Source organism: Formivibrio citricus, assembly GCF_900115065.1.
GTDB lineage: Bacteria > Pseudomonadota > Gammaproteobacteria > Burkholderiales > Chitinibacteraceae > Formivibrio > Formivibrio citricus.
Map to the genome: position 1 here is coordinate 72,934 of NZ_FOVE01000008.1, position 18,117 is coordinate 91,050.

Annotated in this window: 14 protein-coding genes and 1 riboswitch; of the genes, 8 read left to right on the forward strand and 6 right to left on the reverse strand. The window is 60.3% G+C overall.

All coding sequences use genetic code 11. The annotated features are described in order from the left end of the window. Position 1: 1 nt before the first annotated feature. Positions 2-1,915, reverse strand: a complete 1,914-nt coding sequence (gene thiC, locus BMZ36_RS06880; RefSeq protein ID WP_091193338.1) for a phosphomethylpyrimidine synthase ThiC — start codon at positions 1,913-1,915, stop codon at positions 2-4. Between the two features lie 32 nt (positions 1,916-1,947). Continuing rightward, positions 1,948-2,044, reverse strand: a riboswitch (TPP riboswitch). A 171-nt stretch (positions 2,045-2,215) separates the two neighbouring features. Here thiC and dusB point away from each other — a divergent pair. The 4 genes from dusB (at position 2,216) to purD (ending at position 6,508) form a co-directional block, all read left to right on the forward strand. Continuing rightward, positions 2,216-3,187 carry a tRNA dihydrouridine synthase DusB gene (gene dusB, locus BMZ36_RS06885; protein ID WP_091193343.1) on the forward strand — a complete coding sequence of 324 codons (972 nt, stop codon included), beginning with the start codon at positions 2,216-2,218 and terminating at the stop codon, positions 3,185-3,187. A 76-nt stretch (positions 3,188-3,263) separates the two neighbouring features. Then, complete coding sequence (locus tag BMZ36_RS06890; RefSeq protein WP_091193346.1) at positions 3,264-3,503, forward strand: helix-turn-helix domain-containing protein; 240 nt, start codon at positions 3,264-3,266, stop codon at positions 3,501-3,503. 32 nt (positions 3,504-3,535) lie between these two features. Then, entirely contained in the window at positions 3,536-5,098 is a 1,563-nt protein-coding gene (gene purH, locus BMZ36_RS06895; protein ID WP_091193349.1) for a bifunctional phosphoribosylaminoimidazolecarboxamide formyltransferase/IMP cyclohydrolase, read from the forward strand. 135 nt (positions 5,099-5,233) lie between these two features. Next, positions 5,234-6,508 carry a phosphoribosylamine--glycine ligase gene (gene purD / locus BMZ36_RS06900; protein WP_091193353.1) on the forward strand — a complete coding sequence of 425 codons (1,275 nt, stop codon included), beginning with the start codon at positions 5,234-5,236 and terminating at the stop codon, positions 6,506-6,508. 63 nt (positions 6,509-6,571) lie between these two features. Here the strand turns inward: purD and BMZ36_RS14520 are convergent, their stop codons facing one another. Both BMZ36_RS14520 and BMZ36_RS06910 read right to left on the reverse strand, forming a co-directional pair. Beyond that, positions 6,572-6,997, reverse strand: coding sequence for a NifB/NifX family molybdenum-iron cluster-binding protein (locus BMZ36_RS14520; RefSeq protein ID WP_091193500.1), 426 nt, complete (start codon positions 6,995-6,997; stop codon positions 6,572-6,574). A gap of 180 nt (positions 6,998-7,177) precedes the next feature. Beyond that, positions 7,178-8,533 carry a TrpB-like pyridoxal phosphate-dependent enzyme gene (locus BMZ36_RS06910; RefSeq protein WP_091193357.1) on the reverse strand — a complete coding sequence of 452 codons (1,356 nt, stop codon included), beginning with the start codon at positions 8,531-8,533 and terminating at the stop codon, positions 7,178-7,180. 153 nt (positions 8,534-8,686) lie between these two features. Between BMZ36_RS06910 and recQ the strand changes: the two genes are divergently transcribed. After that, positions 8,687-10,480: a DNA helicase RecQ gene (recQ, locus tag BMZ36_RS06915; protein ID WP_091193361.1), complete on the forward strand. Its 1,794-nt coding sequence runs from the start codon at positions 8,687-8,689 to the stop codon at positions 10,478-10,480. A 72-nt stretch (positions 10,481-10,552) separates the two neighbouring features. Here the strand turns inward: recQ and BMZ36_RS06920 are convergent, their stop codons facing one another. Further along, positions 10,553-11,185, reverse strand: a complete 633-nt coding sequence (locus BMZ36_RS06920) for a GGDEF domain-containing protein (protein WP_177187812.1) — start codon at positions 11,183-11,185, stop codon at positions 10,553-10,555. 124 nt (positions 11,186-11,309) lie between these two features. Between BMZ36_RS06920 and waaC the strand changes: the two genes are divergently transcribed. Both waaC and waaA read left to right on the forward strand, forming a co-directional pair. Further along, positions 11,310-12,269: a lipopolysaccharide heptosyltransferase I gene (gene waaC, locus BMZ36_RS06925; RefSeq protein WP_091193369.1), complete on the forward strand. Its 960-nt coding sequence runs from the start codon at positions 11,310-11,312 to the stop codon at positions 12,267-12,269. Continuing rightward, entirely contained in the window at positions 12,266-13,537 is a 1,272-nt protein-coding gene (gene waaA / locus BMZ36_RS06930) for a lipid IV(A) 3-deoxy-D-manno-octulosonic acid transferase (RefSeq protein WP_091193374.1), read from the forward strand. The genes waaC and waaA overlap by 4 nt, the downstream gene beginning before the upstream one ends. Before the next feature lie 106 nt (positions 13,538-13,643). Here the strand turns inward: waaA and BMZ36_RS06935 are convergent, their stop codons facing one another. Together BMZ36_RS06935 and BMZ36_RS06940 are read right to left on the reverse strand one after the other, a co-directional pair. Continuing rightward, a complete protein-coding gene (locus tag BMZ36_RS06935) occupies positions 13,644-14,513 on the reverse strand; it encodes a DMT family transporter (protein ID WP_091193377.1) in 870 nt (289 codons plus the stop codon). A gap of 142 nt (positions 14,514-14,655) precedes the next feature. Then, positions 14,656-16,638 (reverse strand): methyl-accepting chemotaxis protein, encoded by a 1,983-nt coding sequence (locus tag BMZ36_RS06940; RefSeq protein WP_177187813.1) that lies wholly within the window; start codon positions 16,636-16,638, stop codon positions 14,656-14,658. Positions 16,639-17,012: 374 nt separating this feature from the next. On the opposite strand from BMZ36_RS06940, the gene BMZ36_RS06945 reads away from it, so the two are divergent. Further along, positions 17,013-18,110, forward strand: a complete 1,098-nt coding sequence (locus tag BMZ36_RS06945; protein WP_091193384.1) for a 3-deoxy-7-phosphoheptulonate synthase — start codon at positions 17,013-17,015, stop codon at positions 18,108-18,110. The last annotated feature ends 7 nt before the right edge of the window (positions 18,111-18,117 follow it).

Consider the following 18,117-nt stretch of genomic DNA (forward strand, 5'->3'; position numbering starts at 1 on the left):
CTCAGGCCTTGTGATAAACCTCGGCGCCCTTCTGCACGAACTCGATCGACTTCACTTCCATGCCCTTCTTCAGCGCGTCTTCCTCGCTGATGCCCTGCTGCGCGGCGAATTCGCGCACGTCCTGCGTGATCTTCATCGAGCAGAAATGCGGGCCACACATCGAACAGAAGTGGGCGATCTTGGCACCTTGCTGCGGCAGCGTTTCATCATGGAAAGCACGCGCGCGGTCCGGATCGAGGCCGAGGTTGAACTGGTCTTCCCAGCGGAATTCGAAACGCGCCTTGCTCATGGCGTTGTCGCGAATCTGCGCGCCCGGATGGCCCTTGGCCAGATCGGCGGCATGCGCGGCAAGCTTGTAGGTGATGATGCCTTCCTTGACGTCGTCCTTGTTCGGCAAGCCCAGATGCTCCTTGGGCGTGACGTAACAGAGCATCGCGGTGCCATACCAGCCGATCTGCGCGGCACCGATGGCCGAGGTGATGTGGTCGTAGCCGGGGGCGATGTCGGTGGTCAGCGGGCCTAGGGTGTAGAACGGCGCCTCGTGGCACCATTCCAGCTCCAGATCCATGTTTTCTTTGATCATCTGCATCGGCACGTGCCCCGGGCCTTCGATCATCACCTGCACGTCATGCTTCCAGGCAATCTGCGTGAGCTCGCCCAGCGTCTTGAGTTCGCCCAGTTGCGCTTCATCGTTGGCATCCCAGACCGAGCCGGGGCGCAGACCATCGCCGAGGCTGAAGCCCACGTCGTAGGCCTTCATGATCTCGCAGATTTCCTCGAAGTGTGTGTAGAGGAAGTTTTCCTTGTGGTGCGCCAAGCACCACTTGGCCATGATCGAGCCGCCGCGGCTGACGATGCCGGTCATGCGGTTCGCAGTTAGCGGCACATATTTCAGCAGCACGCCGGCGTGGATGGTGAAATAGTCGACGCCCTGCTCGGCCTGTTCGATCAGCGTGTCCTTGAAGATTTCCCAGGTCAGGTCTTCAGCCTTGCCGTTGACCTTTTCCAGCGCCTGGTAGATCGGCACCGTACCGATGGGCACAGGCGCATTACGAATGATCCACTCGCGGGTTTCGTGGATGTTCTTGCCGGTGGACAAATCCATGATCGTGTCCGAGCCCCAGCGGATGCCCCAAGTCATCTTTTCGACTTCCTCGCTGATGCTGGAAGTCACCGCCGAGTTGCCGATGTTGCCGTTGATCTTCACCAGGAAATTGCGGCCGATGATCATCGGCTCGCATTCGGGGTGGTTGATGTTGTTCGGGATGATGGCGCGGCCGGCAGCGATCTCGTCGCGCACGAATTCCGGGGTGATCTTTTCCGGAATATTGGCACCGTAGTTCTGCCCCGGATGCTGGCGCAGCATCATCGCGGCCATCTTCTCGCCCTTGGCGCCGAGCGCCTTCAGCGATTCGACGTACTGCTCGCGCTGCAGGTTTTCGCGGATCGCCACGTATTCCATTTCCGGCGTGACGATGCCTTTTCGGGCATAGTGCATCTGCGTGACGTTGGCCCCGGCCTTGGCGCGGCGCGGCTTGCGGGTAAGCTCGAAACGCAGCGGATCGAGGCTCTTGTCCGCTTCGCGCATGCGGCCGTATTCGCTGGTCAGCGCCGGCAGCAGTTCGGTATCGTTACGCTCCTCGATCCACGCGGCGCGGATCGGCGCGAGCCCCTTGCGCACGTCGATCTGCACGTCCGGATCGGTATACGGGCCGGAGGTGTCATAGACGAAGATCGGCGGATTCTTTTCACCGCCGAAGGAATCCGGCGTATCGGTCTGGCTGATCTCGCGCATCGGCACGCGAATGTCCGGCCGGCTGCCGGTCACGTAAATCTTGCGCGAGTTCGGGAAAGGCTGGACGGATGCTTCGTCCACGGTGGCCTGGCTTGCCAGAAATTCGGCGGATTGTTTCATGCTGCTCTCCAGTGGGCTCGGGAGGCGCAAGAACTCTGAACTTGCCGCTTCCCTGCGCCGGTATTAACCGTATCAGGTTCGAAGGGTCTCTCTCATCCGCGCGGCCGCACGGAACCCCTAGCGTAGGGATACGAAGCTAAAGCAGTTGGGGACTAAATGCAAGTAACTTTCATCTGATGTCCTTGCATGATGTTTTATGACCTTATTTTCAGAATCCGCCGCCTGCCACCCCAGACTTGCCTAAAATTTAAGCAAGACGTACAATCCGCTCCCTCCCCGTATTTCAGCACAAAACGCCCCATGCAGATCGGCCCGTACTCTTTGCCCAACAATCTCGTTGTGGCGCCCATGGCCGGTGTGACGGATCGCCCTTTCCGCCAGTTGTGCCGGCGCTTTGGTGCGGGTTATGCGGTATCGGAGATGATTACGGCTGACAAGTCTTTGCGACTGTCGAAAAAAACCCTGCGCCGTGCCGATTTTGATGGCGAACCGTCGCCGATTGCGGTGCAGATCGCCGGCAGCGATCCGCACGAACTGGCTGCAGCCGCGCGCTACAACGTCGAACAGGGCGCGCAGATTGTCGACATCAACATGGGCTGCCCGGCCAAGAAGGTGTGCAACAAGCTGGCCGGCTCGGCCCTGTTGCAGAATGAAACGCTGGTGGCTGAAATTCTCACCGCAGTGGTTCGCGCGGTGGACGTGCCGGTTACGCTGAAAACCCGGCTGGGGTTTCGCAACGGAGAAGAAAACATCCTGCGCGTGGCAAGGCTGGCCGAGGAATGTGGAATTGCCGCGCTGGCGGTACATGGCCGAACCCGCGAGGACATGTACAACGGCGAGGCGCGCTTTGACCTGATCCGGGAAGTAAAGTCGCAGATCGGCATTCCGCTGATTGCCAATGGCGACATCGACAGCCCGCAAAAAGCCAGGACGGTGCTTGAGGCGACAGGGGCGGATGCCATCATGATCGGTCGCGCCGCGCAAGGCAGGCCGTGGCTGTTTCGCGAGATCGCCCATTTCCTGGCGACGGGCGAATTGCTGCCACCGCCGGGGCTGGAAGAAATTCGGGAAGTGCTGCTCGAGCATCTCGATGAGTTGCATGCCTTCTACGGCGAGTATTCCGGGTGCCGGATCGCCCGCAAGCACATCGCCTGGACGACATGCGGACTGGCGGGCAGCAACGAATTTCGCAGCCAAATGTATGGACTGGAAGATTGCGCAAGGCAGCGCGACGCAGTTAAGCAATATTTCGATGGACTGATGGCAGGCTGAGACCTGCCGGACAAGCGACCAGACACATGGATCAGCCATCTCAAAACAAACAAAAATAAGCGGGACAGGAGAAATCATGCACAAACAGATCGACCAGATTGCCGAGGCCATCAATGGTGCGCTCGAACAGTACTTCCATGATCTGGACGGAGAAACGCCGTCCGGGGTGTATGACATGGTACTGGCCCGCGTAGAAAAACCGTTGCTGCAAGCCGTGCTCAAGCGCGTAGACGATAACCAGACCAAAGCGGCGGACATGCTGGGCATCAACCGCAATACACTGCGCAAAAAATTGCAAACCTACGGCCTGCTGTAAGCGGGCGTTTTACCTTCAAATCAGGAACCCCCATGAGCAAAATCACCCGAGCATTGATCAGCGTATCCGACAAGACCGGCGTCGTTGAGTTTGCCCAGGCACTGGCTGAGGCCGGTGTCGAGATCCTTTCCACCGGCGGCACCGCCAAGTTGCTGGCCGAAAAGAAAATCCCGGTGATCGAAGTCGCCGACTACACCGGCTTCCCGGAAATGCTCGATGGCCGCGTCAAGACGCTGCATCCGAAAATCCACGGGGGCATTCTCGGTCGCCGCGACCTGCCAAGCCATGTCGCCAAGATGGCCGAGCACGGCATCGGCAACATCGATCTGGTTTGCGTGAACCTCTATCCGTTCGAGGCCACCATTGCCAAGCCGGATTGCCAGTTCGATGACGCCATCGAAAATATCGACATTGGCGGCCCAGCCATGGTGCGTTCCGCCGCCAAGAACCACGCGCACGTCGCCATCGTGACCGATGCGGCTGACTACCAGCCGCTGATCGACGAAATGAAAGCCAACGACGGCGCGCTGACTTTGAATACCCGTCGCCAGCTGGCGAAGAAGGCATTCAGCCATACCGCCGCCTACGACGGTGCGATTTCCAACTACCTGACCGCGCTGTCCGACAATGGTGAAACCCAAGCCTACCCGCAGCGTCTGAACCTGCAATTCGAAAAAGTGCAGGACATGCGCTACGGCGAAAATCCGCACCAGTCCGCCGCGTTCTACCGCGATCTCGATCCGGCCGCCGGCAGCCTCGCCACCTACAAGCAATACCAGGGCAAGGAACTCTCCTACAACAACATCGCCGATGCCGATGCGGCGTGGGAATGCGTGAAGCAGTTCGATGAGCCGGCCTGCGTGATCGTCAAGCACGCAAACCCCTGCGGCGTAGCCGTGGGCAAGGACAGCTACACCGCCTACCAACTGGCCTTTGCGACCGATACCACCTCGGCTTTCGGCGGCATCATCGCCTTCAATCGCGAGGTTGATGAAGACACCGTCGAGTTGGTTTCCAAGCAATTCCTTGAAGTGCTGATCGCTCCGGCTTACACCCCAGCTGCGCGGGAACTTCTGGCCAAGAAGCAGAACGTGCGCGTATTGGAAGTGCCGGTCGAACTGGGCAGCAACCGCTTCGACGTCAAGCGCGTCGGCGGTGGCCTGCTGGTGCAGACCCCGGATTCACACATTCTCAAGCTGGAAGACCTCAAGGTCGTGACCAAGAAGCAGCCCACGGCAGAACAACTCAAGGATCTGCTGTTCGCCTGGAATGTGGCCAAGTTCGTGAAGTCCAACGCCATCGTATTCTGCGGCAAGGGCCAGACGCTGGGTATCGGGGCCGGCCAGATGAGCCGCGTCGATTCCACCAAGATTGCTGCGATCAAGGCCAAGAACGCCGGCCTTGGCCTGAGCGGCTCGGTCTGCGCCTCGGATGCTTTCTTCCCGTTCCGCGACGGCGTGGACGTGATCGCCGAAAACGGCGTATCGGCCATCATCCAGCCGGGCGGTTCGATGCGCGACGAGGAAGTGATCGCGGCTGCCGACGAGCATGGCATTGCGATGGTAGTGACCGGCGTTCGTCACTTTAGGCATTAAGCCAGTGAGGGGGAAGGAGTGAGGTGTGAGGTGTGAAAGCCTTTAACCGTAACCTTCCCTTTTTTGATTTACCAATCTGTGAGTGCGCGAGGTTTTACCCCTCACTCCTCACCCCTCTCACCTCACGGGGTCAAAATGAATATTCTCGTAGTGGGTTCCGGCGGTCGCGAGCACGCGCTGGCCTGGAAAATTTTGCAGTCCGAGCGCGTGGGCAAGGTGTTCGTGGCGCCAGGCAATGCCGGCACGGCGCTGGAGCCGGGTCTCACCAACGTGGAAATCACGGCGATTCCCGAACTGATCGAATTCGCCCGGCGCGAAAACATCGCTTTCACCGTGGTCGGCCCGGAAGCGCCGCTGTCGCAAGGCATCGTCGATGCCTTCCGTGCCGCAGGCTTGCGCATTTTCGGCCCGACACGCGCCGCGGCCCAGCTTGAATGGTCCAAGGGATTTGCCAAGGATTTCCTGGCCAAGCACGCGATTCCGACCGCGAAATACCAGACCTTCTCCGACGCCAAACTCGCGCATGACTACATCGACGCCAACGGCGCACCGATCGTGATCAAAGCCGACGGCCTCGCTGCCGGCAAGGGCGTGATCGTGGCGATGACCCTTGATGAGGCACATACCGCCATCGACGACATGCTCGAAGGCAACCGCTTTGGCGATGCCGGTGCGCGCGTCGTGATCGAGGAATTCCTCGCCGGCGAAGAAGCCAGCTTCATCGTGATGGTGGACGGCAACAACGTGCTGCCAATGGCCACCTCGCAAGACCACAAGCGTCTGCTTGATGCGGACCAGGGACCGAACACAGGCGGCATGGGCGCTTACAGCCCGGCGCCGGTCGTGACACCGGACGTGCATGCCCGCGTGATGCGCGAGATCATCCTGCCGACAGTGGAAGGCATGAAGAAGGACGGCACGGTCTACACCGGCTTCCTCTATGCCGGCCTGATGATCGACGAAGCCGGCGCGCCGAAGGTTATCGAATTCAACTGCCGCTTCGGCGACCCGGAAACCCAGCCGATCATGCTGCGTCTGAAGTCCGACTTCGTGGCGCTGCTGGAAGCCGGCATCGACGGCAAGCTCGACCAGGTCGAAGCCGAATGGGATCGGCGCGTGGCGCTGGGCGTGGTACTGGCTGCCGCCAACTACCCGGAAACCCCGCGCAAGGGCGACGTCATCGAAGGCTTGCTCGGCAAGCTCGAAGACGGGCATGTATTCCACGCCGGAACCGAGCTCAACGCCGAAGGCAAGCCGGCAACTTCCGGTGGCCGTGTGCTGTGCGTGACCGCATTCGGCGAGAACTTCAAGGCCGCGCAGAAACGCGCCTACGAAATTACCGCCGGCATCCGCTTCGACGGCATGCAGTACCGCAAGGACATCGGCTGGCGCGCAATTGACCGCAAGTAATCCAGCCCTTGAAACAACAACGCCACGGTTTTCGCCGTGGCGTTGTTGTTTGTATTGTACGGCTCAATGGCAACCGCAACCGCCGCCACAACCGCCTTCTGAATGGTTTTCGCCGCCGCAACATTCGTGATCTTCATCATCCGAATGACCACCGCAGCCGCAGCCCCCCCCGCAACCTTCCAGCACCAACTCCTCGGCATCGCCGTTTTGCAAGGCCATCAAGGCCAGCCCTGCCGTTTCTGCTTCCGTAGCAAAAACGTGAATGCCTTGGTCGGAAAACGCCTGAAGCAGCTGGGGCGCCATGCCGGCGCACAGTACGACATCGACCGCAATCGGTTCCTCGGCGGAACCTTCCGGCTCGCCATGCGAGAAAGTCCTGTGCTCGCCCGACTCGGCATCGAAAACCAGCAAGTGCTCGGTTTCAGTGAATTCGGGATGCAATTTGGCGTCCAGCCCTTCCGGGCCACTAACGGGGATACAGATTTTCATGGGATTCTCTCTGGGACAGATCGGCCGAGAGTACAAGCAGATCAGGATGTCCGCAAGTATCCGGCAAAATCGCAGCAATATAGGGGGAGGCCCCTGTCGCGAGTCAGGCGAGGCTCCCGCAAAAATATGTCTGCAAGAACCAGGCCTCGTCAGTTTCGCAGCAAGATCGAGAACCGGATCTTAAACAGGAACGCTGGGGAGTCGATGCAAGGCTGCGGCTATTTCTTCTTCCGGGTACACATAATCTTCCAGTTGCCCGGCAAAGAATTTGTCGTAGGACGCCATATCGAAATGGCCGTGGCCGGACAGATTGAACAATAGCGTCTTGGCTTCTCCGGCCTCGTTGCAGCGCTTCACTTCTTCGATCACCGCGCTGATCCCGTGACAGGATTCCGGTGCGGGGATGATGCCCTCTGCACGGGCAAAGGCGACCCCCGCGTCAAAGGTAGCCAATTGCGGCACAGCCACAGCTTCGATCAGCTTTTCGTTATACAACTGTGAAACAAGGCTGGATGCGCCGTGATAACGCAAACCGCCGGCATGGATCGACGGGGGCATGAAGTCGTGACCCAAAGTGTATTGCAGCATCATCGGGGTCATGCCTGCGGTATCGCCATAGTCATAAGCGTAATGGCCACGAGTCAGGCTAGGACAAGAGGTTGGCTCAACAGCCACCAAGCGCACATTCTTGCCGGCGGCTTTGTCGGCGAGGAACGGGAAAGCAATGCCGCCGAAATTGGAACCGCCCCCGCACGGAGCAAACACCATGTCCGGATATTCCCCGATCATTTCCAGCTGCTTCTTGGCTTCGAGGCCGATCACGGTCTGATGCAGCAACACATGATTGAGCACGGAACCAAGCGAGTATTTGGTATCGGCGCGGCTGGCGGCTTCTTCCACGGCTTCAGAGATGGCGATACCCAGCGAGCCGGGATTGTCAGGATCAGCCGCCAGCAGGCGGCGGCCATATTCGGTGACCGGGGTCGGGCTGGCGAGCACTTCCGCGCCCCAAGCCTGCATCATCGAGCGACGGAACGGCTTTTGCTGGTAACTCACTTTGACCATGAAGATGCGAACTTCTATGCCGAACATGTGCCCGGCCAGCGCCAGCGAAGAACCCCATTGGCCTGCGCCGGTTTCGGTAGTCAACCGTTTGATACCGGCCTGTTTGTTGTAATACGCCTGTGCGATTGCGGAATTGAGCTTGTGCGAACCGGCGGGCGAAACACCCTCATATTTGTAAAATATCTTGCACTTGGTACCGAGCGCAGTTTCCAAGCGATGGGCGCGGAACAAGGGGGCGGGCCGCCACATGGTATAGGCTTGGCGTACTTCGTCCGGAATCTTGATCCAGCGTTCGTGAGAAACTTCCTGCTCAATGATGTTGTCCGGGAAGATGGCTGTGAGCGCATCCGGCCCGACCGGCTTGCCATCCGGCCCCAGCGGCGGGGCAGGGGGATTGGGCATGTCGGCCACCACGTTGTACCAATGTGTCGGAATGTCTTTTTCTTCCAGGATGTACTTGGTTTGTTGCATGGAGCCTCCACAGCAAAAGCTTTGTTATTCGGGTTTTCCGCAATATTGTGCGCAATTCTTCCCGTCGACGTTGATTCGAGTCAAGTTGATTGCCGGCGGGCATTGCCACAGACCAATGTTAGAATCACGTCTTTGCTGCACTTCGCCCCCCCCATGACCTCCCCGTTGCACCTTCTTCAGCACGTCTTCGGCTACCACGCCTTTCGCGGGGAGCAGGCGGCAATTGTCGATCATCTGATCGGCGGCGGCGACGCGCTGGTGCTGATGCCCACCGGCGGGGGCAAATCGCTGTGCTACCAGATTCCCGCCCTGGCACGGCCCGGCTGCGGCGTGGTGGTTTCGCCGCTGATCGCGCTGATGCAGGACCAAGTCGACCAGCTCAAGGAGCTGGGCGTTGCAGCGGCCTTCCTCAACTCCACGCTGAGTTTGGAGGAATCCCGTGAAATCGAGCAGGCATTCCTCGGTGGCCAGTTGAAGCTTCTCTATGTGGCGCCGGAACGGGCCGTCACCCCGCGCTTCCAGCGTTTGTTGCAACAAGCAAATATCGCGCTGTTCGCCATCGACGAGGCGCACTGCGTTTCGCAATGGGGCCACGATTTCCGTCCGGAATACCTAGCGCTGTCGGTGCTCGCCGACGCCTACCCCGGCATTCCGCGCATCGCGCTTACGGCCACGGCGGATCATGCGACGCAAGCCGAGATCATCGACAAGCTGCGCCTGGAATCGGCCAGCCAGTTCGTCGCGAGCTTCGACCGCCCCAACCTGCGCTACACCATCGTCGAGAAGAAGACCTCGAAAGACCAGTTGCTGACCTTCCTGCGCCGCGAGCACGAGGGCGACTCGGGCATCGTCTATTGCCTGTCCCGAAAGCGCGTCGAGGCCACGGCCGAATGGCTGCGCAGCAAGGAAATCCGCGCCCTGCCCTACCACGCCGGGCTGGATGCGGACGTGCGCGCCAGGAACCAGAACATCTTCCTGCGCGAAGAAGGCGTGGTCATGGTCGCGACCATTGCCTTCGGCATGGGCATCGACAAGCCGGACGTGCGCTTCGTCGCGCATCTCGACCTGCCCAAGAGCATCGAGAACTACTACCAGGAAACCGGCCGCGCCGGCCGCGACGGCTTGCCTGCGGATGCGTGGCTCGCCTACGGGCTGAATGACGTGATCCAGCTCACCAACATGATCGAGGCCAGCGGCGCGCCCGAGGAGCAGAAAGATGTCGAGCGACGCAAGCTCGAAGCCATGCTCGGGTTATGCGAAACCACGGCTTGCCGTCGCCAGACGCTGCTCGGTTATTTCGGCGAGGAAGCCCGGCCCTGCGGCAACTGCGACAACTGCCTGAACCCGCCGCAGCTCACCGACATGACCGAAGCCGCACGCAAGGCGCTCTCGTGCGTGTACCGCACCGGCAACCGTTTCGGCGTTGGCCATCTGGTCGATGTGCTGCAGGGCAAGCTCACCGACAAGGTGCGTGAATTCATGCACCAGCAGGTTTCCACCTTCGGAATCGGCAAGGAGCTGGACGAAGCGAGCTGGCGCGCGGTCTTCCGCCAGTTGCTCGCACGCGGCGCGCTGCGAGTGAGCCCAGAAGGCCACGGGGGGCTGGAACTTGCGGAGGCAGCCAAGCCGATCCTGCGCGGCGAGGTGCCGCTCTACCGCCGCGCGCGCATCGAGAAATTTCACTACCACGACAAGAACGCCGAATTCTCAACCGCCGAGGATCGCGCGCTCTGGCAGGCGCTGCGCGTGTGCCGCAAGCAGCTCGCCGACGAGCAGAACGTGCCGGCCTATGTGATCTTCGGCGATGCGACGCTCAAGGAAATGGTGCGCTTCAAGCCCGCCGACCATTACGAGATGGGCCGCATCACCGGCGTGGGCGACCGCAAGCTGGAAAAATACGGCGATGCGTTCCTGAAGGTCATAGCCGCAAACGCAGCAAGCCTTTGATTCACTGTCGCCTTGAATGAGCGCCATCGCCAGATTCACGTAACCCTTGTTGCTGGCGGCCCTCCGACATGCTCAACCGCCCTGCGCCACTACCCGGTCGCGCCCCTGCGCCTTGGCCGTGACCAGCGCAGCATCAGCGCCGACCAGCATGTCTTCCAGCGTATCCGTTTCGCAGCGCAAGGCTGCGATCCCGACCGAGACCGTCACGCCGAAGGTCTTGTTTTCCGTCGTGGTCACTTTCTGCGCACCCAGTTTCTCCCGGAAACGCTTGGCGACAGCCTGCGCACCTTCAAGCGTGGTATCGGGCAGCAGCACCACGATCTCCTCGCCGGAATAGCGCCCCAGCAGATCGTAGTCGCGCACGGTATCCCTTGCGGCCTGCGAGATGAGGCGGACCGCCATGTCGCCGGCAACGTGGCCGTAGCTGTGGTTGATCTTCTTGCATTCATCGAGGTCGATCAACAACACGGCGGCGCTACGTCCCGTACGCTGTACGTAGTTGACCTGCCGTTCGGCCAGTTCCATGAAGCGCGTCCGGTTCCACAGACCGGTCAGCGCATCGGTTCCGCGCTCGACCTCGCACTGGTGATGCAGTTTTCGGGTCCGCTGCAGCAGCACCAGACAGACGATCAGCATCACGATCACCAGAACGCTGAGTGCGGCCAGCAGGGTAATCAGCGTCGCGGTCGGAAGATGGATAAACATGATTTGCATTACCGGGTATCAACTCAATCAGTTTAGGCCCAGTTAACCTTGATTACAAAGCAGATCCGGGTAGATAGCTGACAAAATTATCGTGCCCGGGACGAATTGGAATTAAAATTCGTCCATGCAAAAAATCCTCCTTGTCCGCCTCTCTTCCATGGGCGACGTCATCCACAACCTGCCCGCCGTCACCGATCTGGCCCGCGCCTGCCCACAGACCAGGATCGACTGGGTCGTTGAGGAGGGTTTTCAGGAAATTCCGCGCCTGCATCCGGCTATCAGCCGGGTCATTCCCGTCGGCATGCGGCGCTGGCGCAAAACACCGGTCGCCACGCTGTGCGGGGACGACCTCGGCCGTTTTGCCGCCGAATTGCGCTGCGAACGTTATGATCTGGTTCTCGACTCCCAGGGGCTGGTCAAGAGCGCGCTGGTCGCCAAGCTGGCCAAGGGGCCGGTCGCAGGTTACGACAGCAAGAGCATCCGGGAACCGGCAGCCAGCCTCTTCTATGACCGGCGTTATGCCGTCTCGCGCGAGTTGCACGCGATCGACCGCAACCGCCTGTTGAGCGCTGCGGCGCTCGGTTACGAGGTAACGGGGCCAATCGATTACGGCCTGCTGCCCCCGCAACTGTCGCTTTCCTGGCTGTCGCAATCCGCCTGTGTGACGCTGCTCACGGCCACCAGCCGCGCCGACAAGGAGTGGCCGGAAGAACGCTGGCAGGCATTGGGAAAACGTTTCGTCGAACTCGGTCTGACGCCTGTACTGCCCTGGGGCAACGAAACCGAACGGGCACGCAGCGAGCGCCTGGCGGCGGGCATTCCCGGCGCCATCTGCCCGCCGCGCCTGTCGCTGACCGAGGCTGCTGCCTTGCTGGCCGGCAGCCGCATCGTGGTCGGCGTCGATACCGGCCTCGCACATTTGGCCGCAGCGCTGGCAACGCCTGTAGTTGCCATTTTCTGCGCATCCGATCCGTTCAAGACCGGCGTACGCGCGGCATACGGCGCGGTCAATCTGGGCGCCAACGGCGCACCGCCCGACATCGATACCGTCTGGCAAGCCGTACTGGCCGGAATCCGCCAATGATCGCTCGCGGGCTGTACCGCCTCCTGCTCTGGGCCGGCCTTCCCTTCATTTTTCTTTACCTGCTCAAGCGCAGCCGCAAGCAGCCGGCCTATCGCAGCCACTGGGGCGAGCGGCTCGGCTTTTACCCCTCCCGCCCTGCCGGTGCCGCCCCGCTCTGGCTGCATGCAGTTTCGGTGGGCGAGATGCGCGCCACGGCACCGCTCGTCAACGCCCTGCTCAAGCGCGATCCGCTCTGCCCGATCCTGCTGACCTGCATGACGCCGACCGGGCGCACCACGGCGCAAGAGCTCTTCGGAGACAAAGTCGAAATCGCCTACCTGCCCTACGATTACCCCGGCGCGGTGCAACGCTTCCTGCGGCATTTCCGGCCGCGCGCCGGCATATTGATGGAAACCGAACTCTGGCCCAACCTGATCCATGCCTGCGCCGATGCCGGCATCCCGTTGACGCTGGCCAACGCCCGGCTCTCGCAGAAATCGCTCGCGGGCTACCTGAAGATCGCCGCCCTGATCCGCCCTGCCGTGGCTAGGCTGGCCGGCGTGCTGGCGCAAAGCCGCGACGATGCGGACCGCCTGCACCAACTGGGCGCGCGGCGGGTGGAAATCGTTGGCAATATCAAGTTCGACAACCTGCCGCCTGCCGAACTTGTTGAGCGCGGCCAACGCTGGAAAGCGCAATTCGCCGGACGCAAAACCCTGTTGTTCGCTTCGAGCCGCGAAGGTGAGGAAACCCTGCTGCTGGATGCGCTGCTCGCCGCAGGCTGGCCGGAGAACATGCTTTTGCTGCTGGTGCCGCGCCACCCGCAACGTTTCGATGCGGTAGCCCGGCTACTGGAAGAAAAGAAGCTCGGCTATCTGCGCCGCAGCCAGTGGTTGGGGGACTCTGTCCCTACGGATATTCGGGTGTTGCTCGGCGACAGCATGGGCGAAATGAGCGCGTGGTTTGCGGCAAGCGATCTCACGATCATGGGCGGCTCGCTGTTGCCTTTCGGCTGCCAGAACCTGATCGAAGCCTGCGCAGTGGGCGCCCCGGTCCTGCTCGGACCTTCGGTCTTCAACTTTGCCGAGGCTGCACGCCTAGCGCTGGAAAGCGGTGCGGCGCAACAGGAAGCCGCCGCTGACGCCATCGCGGCAACGGCGTTGTCGCTGTTGCAAAAGCCGGAGGAATTGCAGCGCATGGGCACCGCCGGGATCGACTTCGCCGCCGCGCACCGGGGCGTCGTGCAGCGTTTGCTAGTGGTCTGCCCCGTAAATGGCGGAACACAATGAAAACGCCGGATTTGTACGGCTGGCTAGGCGCGAACCTGCGTGACTGACTACTAGACACGCAAAGACAAGTTTTCATGTTTCGTTATTTGCGGGGCAGATCACCAAGTTACCTGGAACGCAGCACGCCCATCTGATGCACCCCCAGCCCAGCCACGATCAGGACGGTTCCCAGCAAAACTTCACGGGTCAGCACCTCGTTGTTGAGTGCGTAGCCAAACCATAGCGCAGAAACGGTCGCGATCATCGGGATCAGCGCCACTTGCGTCGGGCGACATTCCCGGATCAGCCAGAAATAGACGCTCATCGCGAACACCGACCCCACCAGCGCCAGATAAACGATCGCCCCCGTGGCCCGCAGCGGCACCCCGGCTGGCAGGGGGATGCCATAAGCGAGCCAGACGACAGCGCTGGCTACGACGCAGACCCCGATCGAGCCGGTACTGACCAGCAAGGTATCCAGCCCCTGTGAGTGGACCTTCAGCCTCACCGCCCCCAGGCTGTTGACAGTCACCGCCAGCAAGATGACCAGAAAGGCCGGAATACCCTCCGCACCAAGATGCAGGTGTTCGGAAAAAATGGCCGCCAGTCCGCCCAAAGCCAGAATGCAGCCGACCACCTCATTGCGCTGGATTTTCTGACGCAGCAACAGGGAGGCCAGGATGACCGCCAGCAACGGGTTGAGCCCGTACAGCACGGCCACCAAACCGGAGTTGACGTACTGCGCCGCCCAGTAGGTGCAGATCATGGCAAACACCGTGTAGCCGCCGCCGGCGATCCAGGCACGCCATGCCTCGCGGCTGGGGCGGATTTTGACGCCACGATATGCAGCGACCATCAGCAGAATCACGAAAGCCAGGGCAAAACGGAAAAACAGCGCGGCGCTGTAGTGGTAATCCACCACGCTCCACTTGATCGAAAGCGCGGTCGTGGACCAGATGCAGACCAGCGACAACGCGCCGGCAAGATGAATGAACATGAAGCGAAGGAACCGGCCACGCCTGTAGCCGGCCCGGAAACCGTAATGGCGTCATTCTGCCAGCAAATGGGCTTGCCCAGAAATCCGGTAACAAAAAAGCGGCCCGCACCGGGGCCGCTTTTGCTCTGTACTGCCTTGCTTGTCAGGTTCTGAAAGAACTGAATTTGTCCTGCAAGCCCTGTGCCACGCGATCCAGCTCCTGCAGCGTCGCCGTCGCTTTCTCCAGCTCGTCTTCTGACCTCTGCATGCGGTTGGTGATCCCCTCTGCGCTACGCGCCATCAGGGTAGTCGCGGTTTGCTCCTCATGCGTGGAATGGGCGATTTCTTCCATCTTGCTTCGCACGTCATCCATGTTGTTGCGGATACCGTCGATCTTGCTTGCAGCGGCCTCGGCGAATGCAACGCCGCCCTGTGCCGATACCAGCGTCTGCTTCATGTTGCTCACCGCGCTGGCCGTTTCGTTGCGCATGCCCTCGGTCATGGAGGTGATCTGCAGGGTGGCTTCGCCGGTACGTTCAGCGAGCTTGCGCACTTCGTCCGCCACCACGGCAAACCCGCGTCCCTGCTCGCCGGCACGTGCGGCTTCAATTGCCGCATTCAGGGCCAGCAGGTTGGTCTGGTCGGCGATTTCCTTGATGACCTGGGTGATGCCGCTGATTTCCTGCGAGCGCTGGCTGAGTTGTTCCAGCAAGGCGGAGAGATTCTCGACCTCATGCGCCGACTGCCCGGCCTTGCCGGCGACTTCGGCGATGGTATGGGCCGATTCAACCGAAAGCTCGCTGGTTTGCTTGACCAGAGAATCCGCCTCTCCGGCATTGCCGGCGATATGCGAGATGCTAACCGTGATTTCCTCGATCGTTGCGGCATTGCTGGAGCTTTGGTCGGCCAGCTCACGGAAGTCGTCGGAGAGCTTACCCAGCACGCTGTTGACCGAGTGCACGCCTTCAGTCAGGCGCACGGCTTCGCGGCGGATATCAGCAAACATGCCGCGCAGGCTTTCAAGGAAGGTATTGAAGTGGCGCGCGGTTTCAGCAATTTCGTCATTGCCTTCGATGTCAATGCGTCTCGTAAGGTCGCCGCCGCCGCGGGCGATTTCCTGCATGATAACGTTGATGCGGCTGATGCCGGACGTAATGCGGTTCGCCATGGCATAGGCCGTCACCACCGCTAGTACGGTAAATACGAGACCGACCAATACAACGATGCCCATGAGATAACGGGCACTGGCCTGGATTTCGCTGCGGTCAATCACGCTGACCAGTTTCCAGCCGCCACGGGAAGCCGCCATCACCCGGCCGACTTTCTCGACGCCATCGACCTTGTATATAAACGAAGCAGCATTGTTCTTTACCGCCTCAGTCAATTCAGGAATATTGACACTGGAAATGTTCTTGGTGAGCAGTTCCTTTCTGGTGGGATGGGTCAGTACCGTACCGTCACCTTCGACCAGGATCAGATAACCGGTTTCCCCGATCTTGATGGCGTTAAGGATTTCAGTAAGCCGCTTCAGGGAAATATCGATACCAAGCACATAGTTGACTTCGCCATCCGCGCCATGAAAGGACTTGACCACGGCGGTCACATTCTCGCCGGTCGTCGATAGGTACGCCTTGGCAATGGATGCTTTGCCTTTCTGTGCGACAGCGTCCTGATACCAAGGGCGTTTGCGCGGATCGTAACCGGCTTTGACCTTGCTTTGGTCATCCGTCACGAACCCGCCTTGCTTGGTACCCATGTACAGCTCAAGAAGATTCGGATTGGCTTTACCTATCATGCGGAAGTGATTGTATATCTCGGTTTCGAGCGGTCCGCGTGTCAGGGTCTTCAGATCAGTGTCTGTCGTACGAGCCACATAGTTGTTCAGCGAACTATCCAGACGCTGCATAGCCGGATGGGCTGCCATCAAATCCATATTTGTCATGGCATTATCAAGCAGCACGGAAATGACGTTGTCGACCTGTTTCATTTCGCCGGCGGCTCGAGCCAGGAAGTCCGCCTCCGACTTTTTTCCCAACGAATAATTGAGGATCAAGATGATGCAGAGTATCGGCACCACGACCAGCGCGGTTGAGGTCAGAAACAGCTTTTTCTTGATACTGCCCGGCTTCAAGAGATCAAGGCTCATAGGGAACTCCAGATGGATCGATTTTTGTTTTTGGAAACGCCCGGGAAGAAATGAATCTACCCTCGGCATAGTTTGTACGATAGTCAAAAATTACAGGAAAGCCCAGCAGCAAACACCGTGCCCAAAAATTCAGGTTGTCACCCACGGGCGAAGCTATTAGTATCGACTCTCAAGATTACATATTGACGACCCAGCGCCCATGAACCGCTCCGCCATGACCGCCTTTTCCTATTTTTATTGGTACATCAGGCCCTTGACGGATCGGGAGGCGTTGCGCTGAGTCCAAAAAATACCCCTACACCCGAAACCGTCAGCCCGTCTGGCGGTTTTTTATTGGCCGCCCGACCTGTAAAACCGATACCAGGAGAGCCGCCATGCCCGCACCAGAAAATAGCCGAATCCGTCACACCACTGCCCTGATTTCGCCCGCACAACTGGAGCAGGAACTCCCCTGCCCCGCGCAAACACAGCTCCTCGTCGCCAAGGCGCGCAAGAATCTCCACCACATTCTGCACGGCGCGGACGACCGGCTGGCCGTTATCGTCGGCCCCTGTTCGATCCACGATCCGCAGGCTGCGCTCGAATATGCCGAACGCCTTGCCGTGCTGCGCGCCCGACTTGGAGGAGAACTGGAAATCGTGATGCGCGCCTATTTCGCCAAGCCACGCACCACAGTGGGCTGGAAGGGCCTGATCAACGATCCACACATGGATGGCAGTTTCGATATCCAGCATGGATTGAGAGCTGCACGCCGGCTGCTGCTCGGAATCACCGCACTGGAACTCCCGATCGCAACGGAATACCTGGATCTCGTCGCGCCGCATTACATCTCGGATCTGGTGGCCTGGGCCGCCATCGGCGCCCGCACGACGGAATCGCAGGTCCATCGCGAATTCGCCTCGGGCCTGCCCTGCCCTGTCGGGTTCAAGAACGGTACGGACGGCAATATCGGGATCGCCGTCGATGCCATCCTGGCCGCTGCCCACCCCCATCATTTTTTCTCGACGGATGCGGACGGGCGCGCCACGGTTACCGCCACGGCAGGCAACGAGGACGGGCATCTCATCCTGCGCGGAGGAAAAACACCGAACTACGATGCGCAGAGCATCGACGCAGCCTGCGCGGCATTGATGCGAGCAGGTCAGCCGGCGCGGCTGATGATCGACGCCAGTCATGCCAACAGCGGCAAGAAGCATGAAAACCAGCTTCCGGTCTGCGCCGAGATCGGTCGGCAAATCGCCGCGGGCGACGAGCGAATCATCGGGGTCATGATCGAATCGAATCTGGTCGCGGGCCGGCAGGATATTCAGCCCGGCCGCAAGCCGGTTTTCGGCCAGAGCATCACCGATGCCTGCATCGGCTGGAACGAGACGGTGGAAATACTGGAAGACTTGGCCGAAGCCGTGGCGCAACGGCGCACGGGACGATCAACAGAAAACGGCCGCACTACACGCGCGGCCGTCCCGGTTTGATTATGCG

Bases quoted from the DNA above. Each gene is read 5' to 3' on its own strand.
- dusB (WP_091193343.1), top strand. From the start codon at position 2,216: ATGCAGATCGGCCCGTACTCTTTGCCCAACAATCTCGTTGTGGCGCCC.
- purD (WP_091193353.1), top strand. From the start codon at position 5,234: ATGAATATTCTCGTAGTGGGTTCCGGCGGTCGCGAGCACGCGCTGGCC.
- BMZ36_RS06910 (WP_091193357.1), bottom strand. From the start codon at position 8,533: ATGCAACAAACCAAGTACATCCTGGAAGAAAAAGACATTCCGACACAT.
- BMZ36_RS06945 (WP_091193384.1), top strand. From the start codon at position 17,013: ATGCCCGCACCAGAAAATAGCCGAATCCGTCACACCACTGCCCTGATT.
- BMZ36_RS06920 (WP_177187812.1), bottom strand. From the start codon at position 11,185: ATGTTTATCCATCTTCCGACCGCGACGCTGATTACCCTGCTGGCCGCA.
- purH (WP_091193349.1), top strand. From the start codon at position 3,536: ATGAGCAAAATCACCCGAGCATTGATCAGCGTATCCGACAAGACCGGC.
- BMZ36_RS14520 (WP_091193500.1), bottom strand. From the start codon at position 6,997: ATGAAAATCTGTATCCCCGTTAGTGGCCCGGAAGGGCTGGACGCCAAA.
- BMZ36_RS06890 (WP_091193346.1), top strand. From the start codon at position 3,264: ATGCACAAACAGATCGACCAGATTGCCGAGGCCATCAATGGTGCGCTC.
- waaC (WP_091193369.1), top strand. From the start codon at position 11,310: ATGCAAAAAATCCTCCTTGTCCGCCTCTCTTCCATGGGCGACGTCATC.
- thiC (WP_091193338.1), bottom strand. From the start codon at position 1,915: ATGAAACAATCCGCCGAATTTCTGGCAAGCCAGGCCACCGTGGACGAA.
- BMZ36_RS06940 (WP_177187813.1), bottom strand. From the start codon at position 16,638: ATGAGCCTTGATCTCTTGAAGCCGGGCAGTATCAAGAAAAAGCTGTTT.
- recQ (WP_091193361.1), top strand. From the start codon at position 8,687: ATGACCTCCCCGTTGCACCTTCTTCAGCACGTCTTCGGCTACCACGCC.
- waaA (WP_091193374.1), top strand. From the start codon at position 12,266: ATGATCGCTCGCGGGCTGTACCGCCTCCTGCTCTGGGCCGGCCTTCCC.
- BMZ36_RS06935 (WP_091193377.1), bottom strand. From the start codon at position 14,513: ATGTTCATTCATCTTGCCGGCGCGTTGTCGCTGGTCTGCATCTGGTCC.